11 protein-coding genes are annotated in these 15,124 nt (G+C 63.0%); 3 read left to right on the top strand and 8 right to left on the bottom strand.

Annotation, left to right across the window (positions count from 1 at the left end):
* Positions 1 to 8: 8 nt before the first annotated feature.
* Both HF916_RS18610 and HF916_RS18605 read right to left on the bottom strand, forming a co-directional pair.
* A complete protein-coding gene (locus HF916_RS18610; RefSeq protein WP_168790329.1) occupies positions 9 to 854 on the bottom strand; it encodes a CheR family methyltransferase in 846 nt (281 codons plus the stop codon).
* 18 nt (positions 855 to 872) lie between these two features.
* Positions 873 to 4,436 (bottom strand): response regulator, encoded by a 3,564-nt coding sequence (locus HF916_RS18605; RefSeq protein ID WP_168790328.1) that lies wholly within the window; start codon positions 4,434 to 4,436, stop codon positions 873 to 875.
* Between the two features lie 262 nt (positions 4,437 to 4,698).
* On the opposite strand from HF916_RS18605, the gene treF reads away from it, so the two are divergent.
* Positions 4,699 to 6,513 carry an alpha,alpha-trehalase TreF gene (gene treF / locus HF916_RS18600; RefSeq protein ID WP_168790327.1) on the top strand — a complete coding sequence of 605 codons (1,815 nt, stop codon included), beginning with the start codon at positions 4,699 to 4,701 and terminating at the stop codon, positions 6,511 to 6,513.
* Between the two features lie 73 nt (positions 6,514 to 6,586).
* Here the strand turns inward: treF and katE are convergent, their stop codons facing one another.
* From katE to HF916_RS18575, 5 genes are all read right to left on the bottom strand, one after another.
* Positions 6,587 to 8,710, bottom strand: coding sequence for a catalase HPII (gene katE / locus HF916_RS18595; protein WP_168790326.1), 2,124 nt, complete (start codon positions 8,708 to 8,710; stop codon positions 6,587 to 6,589).
* A 202-nt stretch (positions 8,711 to 8,912) separates the two neighbouring features.
* Positions 8,913 to 9,809, bottom strand: coding sequence for a MipA/OmpV family protein (locus HF916_RS18590; RefSeq protein ID WP_168790325.1), 897 nt, complete (start codon positions 9,807 to 9,809; stop codon positions 8,913 to 8,915).
* 395 nt (positions 9,810 to 10,204) lie between these two features.
* Positions 10,205 to 10,948, bottom strand: a complete 744-nt coding sequence (msrA, locus tag HF916_RS18585; protein WP_168790324.1) for a peptide-methionine (S)-S-oxide reductase MsrA — start codon at positions 10,946 to 10,948, stop codon at positions 10,205 to 10,207.
* 24 nt (positions 10,949 to 10,972) lie between these two features.
* The gene (gene msrB, locus HF916_RS18580) at positions 10,973 to 11,506 is read right to left on the bottom strand and encodes a peptide-methionine (R)-S-oxide reductase MsrB (protein ID WP_168790323.1); all 534 of its coding nucleotides are present in this window, start codon (positions 11,504 to 11,506) and stop codon (positions 10,973 to 10,975) included.
* 147 nt (positions 11,507 to 11,653) lie between these two features.
* The gene (locus HF916_RS18575) at positions 11,654 to 12,184 is read right to left on the bottom strand and encodes an Lrp/AsnC family transcriptional regulator (protein WP_168790322.1); all 531 of its coding nucleotides are present in this window, start codon (positions 12,182 to 12,184) and stop codon (positions 11,654 to 11,656) included.
* Between the two features lie 163 nt (positions 12,185 to 12,347).
* On the opposite strand from HF916_RS18575, the gene HF916_RS18570 reads away from it, so the two are divergent.
* On the top strand, positions 12,348 to 13,364 hold the full coding sequence (locus HF916_RS18570; RefSeq protein ID WP_168790321.1) for a 1-aminocyclopropane-1-carboxylate deaminase: 1,017 nt from the start codon (positions 12,348 to 12,350) through the stop codon (positions 13,362 to 13,364).
* Here the strand turns inward: HF916_RS18570 and HF916_RS18565 are convergent.
* Entirely contained in the window at positions 13,361 to 14,248 is an 888-nt protein-coding gene (locus HF916_RS18565) for a LysR family transcriptional regulator (RefSeq protein WP_168790320.1), read from the bottom strand. The two genes, HF916_RS18570 and HF916_RS18565, sit on opposite strands and share 4 nt — an antisense overlap.
* A 131-nt stretch (positions 14,249 to 14,379) precedes the next feature.
* Between HF916_RS18565 and HF916_RS18560 the strand changes: the two genes are divergently transcribed.
* The gene (locus tag HF916_RS18560; RefSeq protein WP_168790319.1) at positions 14,380 to 15,105 is read left to right on the top strand and encodes a pirin family protein; all 726 of its coding nucleotides are present in this window, start codon (positions 14,380 to 14,382) and stop codon (positions 15,103 to 15,105) included.
* The last annotated feature ends 19 nt before the right edge of the window (positions 15,106 to 15,124 follow it).

The raw sequence follows: 15,124 nt of genomic DNA, 5'->3' as shown, positions 1-15,124 counted from the left end.
TGACCGGTCTAGCGCTTCTGATAAATGCGTTCGGTCGGACGGAATTCGTCGAACGCTTCGTAGTGGTTGGAAAACCGCAAACTTTCCTTGCTGCCCAAACCCAGGAATCCGCGCCGCACGAGCGCGTTCTCGAACAGACCCAGCGCGCGATCCTGCAAGCCGCGATCGAAATAGATCAGCACGTTGCGGCACGACACCAGGTGCGCTTCGAGAAAGACTTCGTCGGTGGACAGGCTGTGGTCGGCGAACACCACGCGCTCTTTCAGCGAGCCCGCAAAGCGCGCGCCGCCATACGCCGCATGATAGTAGTCGGACAGCGAACGCTTGCCGCCGGCCGCCAGATAGTTTTGCGTGAAGCCCTGAATCCGGTCCAGCGCGTAGATGCCAGACTCGGCGCGCGCGAGCGCGTCCGGGTTGATGTCGGTCGCGTAGAACAGCGTGCGTTCGGTCAGCCCTTCCTCGTCGAAGAGGATTTTCAGCGACCACAGTTCCTCGCCCGTGCTGCATCCCGCCACCCACACCTTGATCGACGGATAGGTGCGCAGACGCGGCAAAACGTGTTCGCGCAGCGCGAGGAAATACGACGGGTCGCGAAACATCTCGCTGACCTGCACCGTGAGGTACTGGAACAGCCGCGAGAACTCGTCGCCGTTGCGCATGATGCGGTCCTGCAACTGCGACAGCGTCTTCAGCCCGAACTCCTCCAGCGCCTGCGACAGGCGGCGCCGCAGCGACGACATCGCGTAGTGGCGGAAGTCGTGCTGATACTTGAGGTAAACCGCCTCCAGCAGCAGCTTCAACTCGATGTCGAAGTCGCTGATGCGTTGCGGTGCGTCGAATTCGGACTGACTCATCGTGTTCCCATGCTCCTTCTACCGTTGCCGCAACCAGACGCGGCACAGCGCGACCAGCTTGTCCACGTCGATCGGCTTCGAGACGTAGTCGTCCGCGCCGGCTTCGAGGCAACGGGTACGGTCGTTCGCCATGGCCTTCGCCGTCAGCGCGATGATCGGCAGATGAGCAAAACGCGGATCGCGGCGAATCTCGCCCATCGCGGTCAAACCGTCCATCTCCGGCATCATGATGTCCATCAGGATCAGATGCACTTCAGGGCCGTTTGCCAGCGCTTCGAGCGCTTCCCGACCGTTGCGCGCAATCTGCAGTTTCGCACCGAGCGGCTCCAGCACGTGCGAGAGCGCGAAAATATTGCGGACGTCGTCTTCGGCCAGCAGGATCGTGCGGCCCTCGAAGGCATTGTCGCGCTGACGCACCGTGCGCAGCATGCGCTGCTGCTCGGGCGCGAGCGACGACTCCACGCTGTGCAGGAACAGCGTCACTTCGTCGAGCAGGCGTTCGGGCGACTTCGCGCCCTTGATGATGATCGACTTCGAATAGCGGCGCAGCCGGTGCTCTTCCTCGTCGGACAGCATGCGGCCCGTGTAGACGATCACCGGCAACGCGGCATGCGCGGTGTTCGCGGCGAGCCGTTCGAGCAGATCGTAGCCGGTGCCGTCGGGCAGCGCGAGATCGGTCACCACGCAGTCGAAGCTGAACTTCCCCAGATGCTCCAGCGCTTCCGCCAAGGTTGCAACTGCAACGATCTCGGTGTTCTCGCTTTGCAGAAGCGCGCGGATGCTTTCGCGCATCGGCGCGTCGTCCTCGATCACCAGCACGCGTTTGAGGCGCTGCTGCAGACGCGCTTCGAGGCGGCGGATCGCGGCTTCCATCGTGCTGCGCGCGGTCGGCTTGAGCGTATAGCCGATGGCGCCGAGGTGCAGCGCCTTGTCGGCGTGATCGGTCGCCGAGACGATATGGATGGGAATGTGACGCGTGAGCGGATCGTTCTTCAGCCACTCCAGCACGGTCAGGCCGGAACGGTCCGGCAGGCCGACGTCGAGCAGCACCGCCGCCGGGCGCATGTCGCGCACGAGGGCGAGACCGCTGGCGGCACTGCTCGCGTGGACGAAGTCGAAGTCGAGTTCGTGGGTCAGATCGCGCAGGATTTCGGCGAAGGCGAGATCGTCCTCCACAGCGACGATCAGACGGCCGGCGCGGGTGCGGTTGTCGCGGTCGTCGGCAATCGGGCCGTTGGTGGTTTCGGGCGCGTTGCCATGGGTCAAGCCGCTAGTCAGGCCATTGGCCGGCGTGATCACCGTAGGCTGGCTATCGCCCGAAGACGGTCGCACCAGCAGCGATTCCGTGATCGATTCGGCGACGGCCGGTGTCTGAACCGAGGCGAAAGCCGGCGCCGGCGTATGCTGCGCGCCCTGGTTTGCGTTCAAGGCCGCCTCGGCATCGAGCGGCAGCCACAGCGTGAACACACTGCCCTTGCCAACTTCGCTGGCGACGGTGATCCGGCCGCCCAGCAAGCGCGAAAACTCCCGCGATATCGACAAACCCAGGCCGCTGCCGCCGTATTGACGGCTGGTGGAACCGTCGGCCTGCTGGAACGCCTCGAAGATCATGTCCAGCTTGTCGGCCGCGATGCCGATTCCGGAGTCGCGCACGTCGATGCGCAGCATGCCGTCTTCAGCCGGCGCGACAGACACCGCCACCTCGCCGCGTTCGGTGAATTTCACCGCGTTCGAAAGCAGGTTACGCAGAATCTGCGTGACGCGCTGGCCGTCGGTGATGAAGGTATCCGGCGTGCCCGGCAAGCGGTCGAACGCAAGGCGCAAATGTTTGGCGCCGGCCAATGGCTTGAACATTTCTTCGAGCGCCTGCAGGGTCGCGTCGATCGACACCGTTTCGAGTTCGACCGTCACCTGCCCGGCTTCGACCTTCGACAGATCGAGAATGTCGTTAATCAGCACCAGCAAGTCGCTGTTCGATGCGTGGATCGTTTCCGCGTAGCGCACCTGTTCTTCCGTCAGATTGCCGGTACGGTTCTGCTGCAACAGCTTGGCGAGAATCAGCGAACTGTTCAGCGGCGTGCGCAGTTCGTGCGACATGTTGGCGAGGAACTCGGACTTGTAGCGGCTCGACTGGTCAAGGCGCGCCGCGTTGGCCGCGAGATCGTCCTGCGCGCGCAGCAGATCGGACTTCTGCCGCTCGAGACGCTGCGCATATTCTTCGAGCTGCACGTTGGTCTGTTCGAGCTCGGCTTGCTGCGCTTCCAGACGCGTTTGCGATTCCATCAGCGCGCGGCCGCGTTCTTCGAGTCCTTCATTGGAGACGCGCAATTCTTCCTGCTGCACCTGCAGTTCTTCGTTCAACTGCTGCGTTTCGGCCAGCGCGTCCTGCAGACGCTCGCGATACAACGCGGCTTCGACGAAGTCGCCCATGCTGCTGGCGACCAGTTCCATGAACTCCTGGTCGCGCACGCCCAACTCGCGAATGAAACCCAGTTCGACGACGCCGTTGACCTGCCCGTCGTTTTCGATCGGCATGACGAGCAGGTTCTTCGGCGCGCTCTTGCCGGTCGCGGACACCACCTGCACATAGTCCGCCGGCACATCGCGCAAGACCAGCGTGCGGCGCGCCAAAGCCGCCTGGCCGATCAGCGTCTCGCCTTCGGCGAAGTTGCGCGCGGTGGCCTGCTCGCTTTCGCGGCTAAAACCGTAAGTTGCGATCCGGCGCAGCGTGCCGTGATGCTTATCGCGCACATAGAGCGCGGCCACGACGGCGTCCAGATATTGCGCGAGAAAGTCGAGCATCGCGCGGCCGACCAGCGGCGAAGTAGTCTGACCGACCACCTTTTCGGCAAGCAGGCGCTGCCCGGAGCGCAACCACACTTGCTCTTGCAGCATCTCGGTCTGTTCGGCCTGCTGGCGCAGCGCGCCATCATACGTGGACGACAGGCTCATCAATTCGCGGCGCCCCATCCATGCGAGCAGGGCGCTCACGCTCAGGCTGAAGAGCAGGAACACGCTGACCAGCGTAGTCGTGACACGGCGCGTCGCTTCGCTGCGCTCCTGGCGCAGGCGCAATTCGACATCGAGAAAATCGCCGAATTCACGGCGCGTTTCGTCGAATTCGAGCTTGCCGCGACCGCTCGCCACCGCGCTTTCGAAATTCTGATTGCGACGGCGCGCGTCGATCATCTCTTCGGCAAAACGGCTCCAGCGTTGCTGGATTGCCTGGATCTGCTTGAGCTTTTCGACTTGCGGCGGGTTGTCGGAGACCAGCTCCTGCAAGGCCTCGATTTGCGTCTTGAAGCGCGGGCCGCCGTTTTCAAAAGGCGTGAGGAAGCTCTCGTCGCCCGTGATCAGGAAGCCTCGCATCGACGATTCGCGATCGACCGCGAGACGCAGCATTTCATTGGCCTGGCCGATCACGCGCTCGGAATGCTCGGCCCAGTTCATGGTCGAGACCAGATAAGCAATCAGTCCGACGAAGACGGCCATCGTGACCAGGCCGACACCCAGAGGCAAGGCGATATTGCGGCGAAGGATGCTGCGAAAACGATTCTGGTCGACGGCCTGGGATGCGGTCATTTTTTCTGTCTTCGGCGTGGCGAATCGAGTCGATTCGGAATATTTTTCAGGTATTTCGCGTGATTCCTTCTGTCGCGATGCGACGCGCGTAATCATACAGGATGGGGTTTGTTTTTGAGACGCGCACCTGAGCGGTTTAGGCTTGCTGGACGGGGCTGTTGCCGACTTACGCAACCTTGCGCACTCACGTAGGTCAATCGTGCGAGGAATGCAGATCCGCTCTTCGATCATCCGATCGCCGTCCACTTTCTACCGGTAGCCGATGCCTTCTCACGCCTTCACCGATTTTTCCCGCGCGCCCTTGCGTATCGCCCTCGCCGCCGCGTTCATGTGGCATGCCTCGTTGAGCGGCGCGGCGCAGGTTGCCGAGCCGCCCGCGGCACACGGCGGCATCGTGGCCGCCACCGTGCACGTCGAGGCGCCCACGCAGGCTTCGCCGGTCGTGCCCGTGCCGCCGTCCGAGCAATACCCGACGCTCTATCGCGACGTGCAGCTCGCGCATCTCTATCCCGACAGCAAAACCTTCGCGGACATGGTGCCGCTTTCAGCGCCCGCGCAGATCGCGGCCGCGTACAACGCCGCGAAGCAACAGCCCAACTTCAATCTCGCCGACTTCGTGAAGCACAACTTCACGCTGCCCACGCGCACGGCGAAGGCCTATGTCTCCGATCCAAATCAGGATGTGGTGGGCCATATCGATACGCTCTGGAACGTGCTGCGCCGCGAGCCGGATGCGACCGCGAGCCCGTGGTCTTCGCTGTTGCCGCTGCCCTACGCGTATATCGTGCCGGGCGACCGGTTCGATGAGATCTACTACTGGGACTCGTACTTCATCATGCTCGGCCTCGAACAGAGCGGACAGCATGCGCTGGTCGTCGATGAAATGAAAAACTTCGCAACCCTGATCGACCGGTACGGCCATATTCCGAACGGCAATCGCACCTACTACCTGAGCCGCTCGCAACCGCCGTTCTTCGCGCAGATGGTGCGGCTCGTCGCAGAAAAAGACGGCGACGCGGTCTACGCGCAGTACCTGCCCGAGTTGCAGCGCGAGTACGCCTACTGGATGGACGGCAGCGATGGCCTTGCCGCCGGCCACGCCAACCGGCATGTGGTGCGCCTGCCGGACGGCACGTTGCTCAACCGCTATTGGGACGAACGCGCCACGCCGCGCGACGAGTCGTATCGCGAAGACGTCCTCACCGCGCGGCAGACGCCGCAACGCGATTCCGCGGATCTGTGGCGCAATCTGCGCGCAGGCGGCGAAACCGGCTGGGATTTCAGCTCGCGCTGGTTTGCGGACGGCAAGACGCTCGCCACGGTGGACGTGACCTCGCTCGTGCCTGTCGATCTGAATTGCCTGCTGGCCGATCTGGAACGCACGCTGGCCAAGGCCTATCGTTTACGCGGCGACGTCACGCATGCGGAAAATATGGAGCAGCGCGCCGCCGCGCGCGCCGAAGCCATTCGCCGCGTGCTGTGGGACCCGCAGTTGCAGGCATTCGGCGACTACGACTTCGTGCATCACACGCTGACGCACACGCTCACTGCCGCGACGGTCTATCCGTTGTATACGGGGATAGCCAGCCGTCAGCAAGCGAAGACCGTCGCCGCTACGTTGCAGCGCGAATTGCTTCGCCCGGGTGGACTCGCCACTACGCAAGCGGCGACGGGCCAGCAATGGGACGCGCCGAATGGCTGGGCGCCGTTGCAGTATCTGGCGGTGATCGGCTTGCGGCGCTATAGCGAAGCGGCGCTCGCGCAAACCATCGCGACTCGCTGGATCAAGACCAATGTGTCGTACTACCAGCACACGGGTAAGCTCGTCGAGAAATACGATATCGACGCAGCCGCGCCTGGCGTCTCGGCCGGGGGTGGCGAGTATCCGCTGCAGGATGGCTTCGGCTGGACCAACGGCGTGCTGCGCGCGTTGCTCGTGCTGTATCCGCAGACGGTGCAAGCCTCGCGTCCTAGCGATATTCCCGAAGGTCCGGCGGGCGTGTCGGCGGCCGCGGCTTCCGCGGCCGCCGCGCCGAAGAATACGCATCGGCTGCATGGCACGCGGGTGAATCCTTAACGCTCTTTACGCTGCAACATAAAAGACCTGGCCAGTGCGAACTGGCCAGGTCGTTGAACGACTCACCGCACGCTCAAGCCGGCACAGTCTCAGCCTGCTTTGCCCGCGACCACACGCGATGCTGCTCAGCCGCCTTGATGAACGCCTTCAACACGTCGGCGGCCTGCTTGTCGTCGCCGGTTGCGACGCCGTCGGCATTGTCCGGCAAGTGCGCGGCAGCGAGCACGTCGCGTCCCGCGCCGATCGCCGCAATCGCCTTCAGATGCTTGAACGCCTCGAGCACGAAATGCCGCGCGTCGCCGGATTGCGCCAGCGTCTTCGCACCCTTGTCGCCGCCCACGACGATCACCGCATCGAACATGATCGACGGCAAGCCGGCAATCGTGGCGTCCGGCGCCATGCCGTCGATCGCGGCGAGCGTCGGCGCGATCAGCATAGGCGCCGCGCCTTCGCCTTGCAGCGCCTGCTGCAGCTTCTTGATGGCAGCGCCATCGGAACCCGGCGCGGCGAGCAACGCGATCTTGCGGGTCTTGATGCCCGGCTGCACCCGGTTGAGCAGGCTCAGCGCGGGCGATTCCTTGGGCCCGGTCAGCTTCGCCGTGCCTTTCATCGGCGCCGGCAAACCGAGCCCTTCCGCCACCTGCGCCGCGAGTCCCGCGTCGAAGTTGGCGATAATCTCGTTCACCACGCGCGCACGAATTTCCGGCTTCGTCACCTTGCCGAGTTCGAACTGATACGCCGCGGCGATGTGGTCTTTCTCAGGCTGCGACATGCTGTTATAGAACAGCGCGGCCTGCGAGAAATGATCGGCGAACGATTCGCTGCGCACGCGGATTTTGGTGCCTTCCACGCGCTCCTGATAACTTTCGAAGCCGCCGTCGGACGGCGCCGGATCGGTCTCCTTCGGCCAGCCGCCGCCCACCGAATTCGGCTCATACGAAGCCTGGCCGACATTGATCGCCTGGCGGTGCATCGCGTCGCGCTGATTGTTATTGAACGGGCACACCGGCCGGTTGATCGGAATCTCGTGAAAGTTCGGGCCGCCTAGCCGGCTGATCTGCGTATCCGTGTATGAGAACAAACGGCCTTGCAAAAGCGGATCGTTCGAGAAATCGATACCCGGGACGATATGGCCCGGATGGAACGCCACCTGTTCGGTCTCGGCGAAGAAGTTGTCCGGATTGCGATTGAGCGTCATCTTGCCGATGATCTTGACCGGCACGAGTTCTTCTGGAATCAGCTTGGTCGGATCGAGCAGGTCGAAATCGAATTTGTGCTCGTCGGCTTCTTCAATGATCTGCACGCCGAGTTCGAACTCGGGGAAGTTGCCCAGTTCGATCGACTCCCATAGATCGCGCCGATGGAAATCCGGATCCTTGCCGGCCAGTTTCTGCGCTTCGTCCCACAGCAGCGAATACGAGCCCAGCACCGGACGCCAGTGGAATTTGACGAAGCGTCCCTTGCCTTGCGCATTCACGAAACGGAACGTGTGAATGCCGAAACCTTCCATGGTTCGCAGGCTGCGCGGAATCGCGCGATCCGACATGGTCCACAGCACCATATGCGCGGACTCGGGCACCAGCGAGACGAAGTCCCAGAAGGTGTCGTGCGCGGAGCCGCCGGTCGGCATTTCGTTCGGGGCTTCTGGTTTGACCGCATGCACGAAGTCGGGAAACTTGATGGCGTCCTGAATGAAGAACACCGGCATGTTGTTGCCGACCAGATCGTAATTACCTTCCTGCGTGTAGAACTTCACGGCGAAGCCGCGCACATCGCGCACCGTGTCGGCGGAACCGCGCGGACCCTGCACCGTGGAAAAGCGCACATAGACCGGCGTCTGGACCGCGGGGTCCTGTAGAAACCCGGCCTTGGTGTACTCCTTCATCGACTCGTACACCTGAAACACGCCGTGCGCCGCCGAACCGCGCGCATGCACGATGCGCTCGGGAATGCGTTCATGGTCGAAGTGCGTGATCTTTTCACGCATGATGAAGTCTTCGAGCAACGAGGGGCCGCGCGGACCCGCGCGCAGGCTGTTCTGATTGTCGGAGATCTTGACGCCCTGATTGGTTCTCAGCGCCTGGCCTTCCGGATTGACTCGAAACTGGTCGAGATCCTTCGATTTCGGATCCGATTGCGGATTGTTCGCCTGCGCGTTCTTCGCTGCGGGCTTCTGCGTATTCGTTTTACCTGCCATGAGAATCTGCTCCTTGCGTTCGGGGGCGTGCCGGTGGGGAAATCCGGTCTGACGCACCGAAACAAGGCAGCAATCGATGTACCCGCGTGGGCTCATCGCTAATCACGATTGCTGATACAGGAGCGATGCTGAGCGGGCGATGCGGCGGGCGCGCCGCGGATTGCGCGCCGCCGTCCATCCATGGAAGCGCCAAAGCGCGCGATCAGAAGCGGTAGTTGATCGAAATATCGGCTACGCCATTGGCTTTGCGGTGCGTGACCGGACTATTGCCCGCACTGCCCACCAGTTGTTCGAAGGCGCCGTCCGCGGTGGCGAACCAGTGCTTGTCGAACAGCCATACGGCGCTGATGCCGAAGCCCACCGACTTGAAGCCCGCGCTCGCGTGGTACTGCGAGTACTTCGAATTCGCCGCCTGAGTCGGATTCACGCCGAACCAGCTATTCATGTAAGTGGAGTCCGCTAGCGTCACGTTCGGACCGGCAAACCAGAAGAACTTCTTGGTGCTGCCCGGCATCGGCATATACGCGCCGAGATCGCCGATCCAGCCGTTCGAGCCGCCGAAATAGCGCCTGACGTCCGCACGCAGCACGAGCGGGAAATCCTTCGAGATCACATACTCGCCGGACAGTTTGACGCCCGGCGCCAGGTTGATATTGCCGAGGCCGTCCAACTCTTGCGGGTCGTCATGGCCGCGGCGTCCGAGATCGTAGACGGCGGCAAGACTCGCACGCCAGTTCTCGCCTTGCGCGAAGTTGACCCCGAGACCCTCGCCGCTCGAGAGGAAGAACAGATCCTTGTAGCGCACGTCGATGCTCGGTCCGGCCATCAGGTGATACCGGTCGGAACCCTCATAGCGCGGCTGGAACGACGTTGCCGCGCCGACCCGCACCTGCCAGTCCGGGATATTGGGCTGCCACATCTTCTGCAGTGGAATGCCGACCGAGTACTGCCATTCGCCCAGCGGCGAAGGCGTTTGGGCCGAGGCCGAGTCCGGTAGGACGGCGACGCCGCCGATGGCCACGGCGACAAGGGAAGTTGCCGCGATGCTTGTTTGTTGATTGCGGAGCTTGCCGCCCCGCTTTCTACGGCTGTTAAACACCAGAAGCCTCCGATCTCGCGTATCGCGAAGAGGGTTATGTTCTCGCCCGGGTCCGCACAGGATAAAAAGCACCCGGGCGACCGCCGCGTTGCTACTTACGGCATGTAATTTTTTCGGCGAATGACACGCACCGCTCGGCAGATCACTCGACCCACATCCAATCAGAAGCCCGCAAATTGGGGCATTTGTCTGAACAGAGCGGTACGAAAGATTTGCCGATGGACGCACAGGTGCAAAATGCGGGCCTAGTCGCTGGAGAACGGGCTCGGATTGGCTGAAGACAAAGACGCGAATGCGCCACGCGGGACACCACGACGACGAAACGCAGGTATGGGGATGCGAAGAACAAGACACGGCCGGCACCGCACGACGCGGCGCCGGGCACGCGCGTGGGCCTACTGCGATGCTTCGACCAGCACCGGCTTGTCGCGATACAGATTCGGGAACAGGCGCTTCAGGTTGGCGACCTTCGGCATGTCGTTAATCGCGATATACGCCGAATTGGGATGCAGCGTCAGGTAGTTCTGGTGATACGACTCGGCCGGATAGAAGCCCTTGAACGGCTCGGTCTTCGTGACGATCGGCGCCGGGAAGGCGCGCGCCTTGTCGAGTTGCGCGATATAGCCTTGCGCGACGCGCCGCTGCGTGTCGTTCAGCGGAAACACCGCCGAGCGGTATTGCGTGCCGCTGTCCGGCCCCTGGCGATTCAGTTGGGTCGGGTCCTGAATCACAGAGAAATACACCTGCAACAACTGGCCGTAAGTGACCTTGGTCGGATCGAACGTGACCTGCACCGACTCCGCGTGCCCCGTCTCGCCGCCGCTGACCGTCTCGTACTGCGCGGTGTCGCGCTGGCCGCCCGAGTACCCTGAGACCGCCTTCGTGACGCCGCGCACATGCTGGAATACGCCCTGCACGCCCCAGAAACAGCCGCCCGCGAATACCGCGGTTTCTTCATGCGCGGTCGTGGCGGACACCGGTTCGTCGAGCGCCGGTGGCGCGATCACGACGGCGGCCTCCGATGAAAAGGCCATGCGCTGCGCCAGCAGCAGCGCGAGCACGCCGAATCCGACCGAGAGTGAAATCGCCGCCACGCGCGAGCGCGCCGGCCTGCCGTCAATGCGTTTGTAGAAGTTCATGAGGTCCATCCTGATTCGCTCGGATCACGCGCCCGATGCGGGCGTAAATGTCATGGCCAGACCGTTCATGCAATAGCGCAAGCCGGTCGGTTTGGGGCCGTCGTCGAACACGTGGCCGAGATGGCCGCCGCAGCGCCGGCATAGCACTTCGTCGCGCGTCATGCCGAACGACTTGTCGGTATGCGTGATGACCGCATGGTCAAGCGGTTGCCAGAAACTCGGCCAGCCGGTGCCGCTGTCGAACTTGGTCTTCGATGAGAAAAGCGGCAGTTTGCACCCGGCGCATGCAAACGTGCCCGCGTGGTGCTCGTCGTTCAACGGACTGGTGAACGGGCGCTCCGTGCCCGCCTCGCGCAGCACGCGGTATTGCGCGTCGGTCAGCAATTTGCGCCATTCGGCGTCGCTGTGCGTGACCTCGTAGGCGGCTGCCGCGCTGCCGTTTGTCGCTTGAGCCGCTTGAGCCGGCTGCGCCGCGCGCGCCGTGCGCCACATCGAGGCGCCGCCGGCCAGCGACAGCGCGCCGATTAACCTGAAGAATATCCGTCTGTTGCAAGCCATGATGATCGCTCCGGAAAGTCCGTACCGTTCACCCGTTCCGGCGCTGATCGCGCCGCCCGCGAGTGGTCCCGATGCTTGGTCGCACGAGAGCGGGATAAATGACAGCATGCGCGTCTTTTTGTGCCACGGCGGCCGCCGCGATGGCAATTACAGCGGAAATTTCGTGGTCGAGAGGATTTCCTTGAGCACCATGAACGAGCGGATCTGCCGGACGCCCGGCAGATAGAGCAACTGCTCCGCGTGCAGGCGATTGAAGCTGTCGCTGTCGCGCGTGCGGATCGTCATGAAATAGTCGAATTCGCCGGTCACCACGTGGCACTCCATGCAGCCGGCCACCTGCTGCGCCGCTTTCTCGAACTCAGCGAACGACTCCGGCGTGGACCGATCCAGCACCACGCCGATGATCACCAGCATCCCCGCCCCCGCCGCCTTCGGGTCGATCAACGCCACGACGCCGCGGATCAGCCCGGACTCCTTGAGCCGCTCCACCCGCCGCAAACACGCCGGCGCACTCAGCTTGACCTTCGCCGCGAGCGCGACGTTCGAAATCGACGCATCGGTTTGCAACTGCCGCAGGATCGCGCGGTCGATGCGGTCGAGCGCCTGCAGCGGATCGGCCGGCACGGTGGCGGAGGCTGCCACCGCTGTCGGAGTTCTACGAATTTTTGTTGCGTTCATGAGTTCCTATGCGGTCGTTTTCTTAAGCAGATAACGGCTATAGCTTTGCAAAAGTATGCCGAAGCCAATTTTTTCGCAAGCTCATTTCCAGCTGTTTTCCCTACCATTTGATCAACGCGACCGGTTGCCGTTCGCGTCCCACCTACCCGACCACGGAGCTGCCATGAACCTGCAACGATTCCCTCGTTACCCGCTGACCTTTGGGCCGACGCCGATCCAGCCGCTCAAGCGCCTGAGCGACCACCTCGGCGGCAAAGTGCATCTGTATGCGAAGCGCGAAGACTGCAACAGCGGCTTTGCGTTCGGCGGCAACAAGACGCGCAAGCTCGAATACCTGATCCCCGAAGCGCTCGCGCAGGGTTGCGACACGCTCGTGTCGATCGGCGGGATCCAGTCGAATCAGACGCGTCAGGTGGCGGCCGTGGCGGCGCATCTGGGCATGAAGTGCGTGCTGGTGCAGGAGAACTGGGTCAACTACTCGGATGCGGTCTATGACCGGGTCGGCAACATCCAGATGTCGCGCATTCTCGGCGCCGACGTGCGGCTCGTCGCCGACGGCTTCGACATCGGCTTTCGCAAAAGCTGGGAAGACGCGCTGGAAAGCGTGCGGGCCGCCGGCGGCAAGCCGTATGCGATTCCGGCCGGCTGCTCCGACCATCCGCTCGGCGGGCTCGGTTTCGTCGGCTTCGCGGAGGAGGTTCGCCAGCAGGAAGCGGAATTGGGCTTCAAATTCGACTACATCGTCGTGTGTTCCGTAACCGGCAGCACGCAGGCCGGCATGGTGGTGGGTTTCGCCGAAGACGGCCGCGCTGAGCGCGTCATCGGTATCGACGCGTCGGCGAAGCCCGCGCAGACGCGCGAGCAGATCATCCGCATCGCGAAGCAAACCGCGGAACAAGTCGGCTTGGGACGCGATATCACCAGCAAGGACGTGGTGCTCGACGAGCGCTTCGGCGGCCCGGAATACGGCTTGCCGAATGACGGCACGCTGGAAGCGATCCGCCTGTGCGCGCGCCTGGAGGGCGTGCTGACCGATCCCGTCTACGAAGGCAAATCCATGCACGGCATGATCGAGATGGTGCGCAACGGTGAATTCCCCGAAGGTTCGCGCGTGCTGTACGCGCACCTCGGCGGCGTGCCGGCGTTGAACGGCTACAGCTTCATTTTCCGCAACGGCTAAACCAGGCGCTTGCTCAAGTGCTCCCTCAGGAATTCCACGAACGCCCGGATCGTGAGGGAGCTTTGCCTGTGCTGCGGATATACCGCGTAGACGCTCGTCGCGGTAGGCAGGAATGCGTCGAGCACCGGCACGAGCTGACCGCTTTTGAGCGCATCGGCGACGATAAAATCAGGAAGCCGAACAATCCCCAGACCCGCGACGGCCGCATCGCGCACCAGCTCGCCATTGTTGGCGCGCAACGGCCCGTGGACCTCGACGCCCTTCGTCACGCCATCGACGACGAACTCCCAGCTCACCGCGCCGCCGTGTCCGTATAACAGACACGAATGGCGCTCCAGATCGCCGGGCACCTTGGGCGCGCCACGGCGCCGCACATAACCGGGACTGCAGCAGGCCACCATCCGGATCTCCACGAGCTTCTGCCCGATCAGCGTGGAATCCGGCAAGGTGCCGATCCGGATCGCCATGTCGAAGCCCTCGCCGACCACGTCGACGGTGCGGTCGCTCAATTCCATCTCGAAGCGCACGTCGCCGTGCTCGCGCAGAAACATCGCCACGAGCGGCGACAGATGCGCCATGCCGAACGACATCGGCGCGCTCACGCGCAGCAGGCCGCGCGGCCCGGCGCGCCGTAGCGACATGGCCTGCTCGGCGTCTTCCACTTCGCCGAGGATGCGTTTGGCGCGCTCGTAAAACTCCTGCCCGAGGTCGGTCACCGCCAGCTTGCGCGTATTGCGGATCAGCAACTGCACGCCGAGCGTTTCCTCCAGCGCCATCACCCGGCGGCTGACGAACTGCTTCGACAGCGACAGCCGGTTGGCGGCCGTCGTGAAGTTATGCGCGTCGACCGTGGCGACGAAGATCCGCATGTCATCGAGCTGCATCGTATTGTCCACTCCACAGTGACAGTGTTTCCGATTTCATGGCGATTATACCGATGTGGATTGACCTACACTCTCATTCATGGATCGCGGACAAACATCTGGCCGGATCGCACAACCCAAGGAGAAAAAAGATGCTTGAAATCAGACACGCCAATCAACGCGGCCGCGCGGAGCACGGCTGGCTCAGTTCGCGTCATACGTTTTCCTTCGCCAACTATCACGATCCGAAGCAGAACGGCTTTTCCGACCTGCTCGTGATCAACGACGACCGTGTCGCGCCGGCCCAAGGTTTCGGCAAGCACCCGCACCGCGACATGGAAATCTTCTCGTACGTGCTGGAAGGCGCGTTGGAACACAAGGACACGATGGGCACCGGCTCGGTGATCGTGCCCGGCGACATCCAGCTGATGAGCGCCGGAACCGGCGTCGCGCACAGCGAATACAACCAGTCGAAGAGCGACGCGGTGCACTTCCTGCAAATCTGGATCGCGCCGGGGCAAAAGGGCACGCCGCCGCGCTATCAGCAGCGTCACTTCGGCGCGGACCAGAAGCGCGGTGTGTTGCGTCTCGTGCTCTCGCCGGACGGTGCGGACGATTCGCTGACGGTGCAACAGGACGCGCGGGTCTATGCCGGCCTGTTCGACGGCGACGAAACGGCGCGGCTCGAACTGGCGAGCAATCGCTATGCGTATGTCCACGTGGCGCGCGGCAGCGTGACGGTGAACGGCGTCGAGTTCAAGGAAGGCGACGGTGCGCGTGTTCGCGGCGAAGAAGCATTGACTTTCACGCAAGGTCACGACGCGGAAGTCCTGGTGTTCGACTTGCGCAACATCGAGATGTCGGAGTTGTGGGCTTAAGCGGCCGAATGAGCTAAGT

The sequence above is a fragment of the Paraburkholderia aromaticivorans genome (assembly GCF_012689525.1).
Lineage (GTDB): Bacteria > Pseudomonadota > Gammaproteobacteria > Burkholderiales > Burkholderiaceae > Paraburkholderia > Paraburkholderia aromaticivorans_A.
The sequence above is the reverse complement of the archived record's forward strand: the minus strand, read 5'-3'. Positions and strand labels throughout refer to the sequence as shown.

What these genes read in the sequence shown, in the direction of transcription:
- HF916_RS18610 (WP_168790329.1), bottom strand. Translation starts at nt 854, where the DNA reads ATGAGTCAGTCCGAATTCGACGCACCGCAACGCATCAGCGACTTCGAC.
- HF916_RS18605 (WP_168790328.1), bottom strand. Translation starts at nt 4,436, where the DNA reads ATGACCGCATCCCAGGCCGTCGACCAGAATCGTTTTCGCAGCATCCTT.
- treF (WP_168790327.1), top strand. Translation starts at nt 4,699, where the DNA reads ATGCCTTCTCACGCCTTCACCGATTTTTCCCGCGCGCCCTTGCGTATC.
- katE (WP_168790326.1), bottom strand. Translation starts at nt 8,710, where the DNA reads ATGGCAGGTAAAACGAATACGCAGAAGCCCGCAGCGAAGAACGCGCAG.
- msrA (WP_168790324.1), bottom strand. Translation starts at nt 10,948, where the DNA reads ATGAACTTCTACAAACGCATTGACGGCAGGCCGGCGCGCTCGCGCGTG.
- msrB (WP_168790323.1), bottom strand. Translation starts at nt 11,506, where the DNA reads ATGGCTTGCAACAGACGGATATTCTTCAGGTTAATCGGCGCGCTGTCG.
- HF916_RS18575 (WP_168790322.1), bottom strand. Translation starts at nt 12,184, where the DNA reads ATGAACGCAACAAAAATTCGTAGAACTCCGACAGCGGTGGCAGCCTCC.
- HF916_RS18570 (WP_168790321.1), top strand. Translation starts at nt 12,348, where the DNA reads ATGAACCTGCAACGATTCCCTCGTTACCCGCTGACCTTTGGGCCGACG.
- HF916_RS18565 (WP_168790320.1), bottom strand. Translation starts at nt 14,248, where the DNA reads ATGCAGCTCGATGACATGCGGATCTTCGTCGCCACGGTCGACGCGCAT.
- HF916_RS18560 (WP_168790319.1), top strand. Translation starts at nt 14,380, where the DNA reads ATGCTTGAAATCAGACACGCCAATCAACGCGGCCGCGCGGAGCACGGC.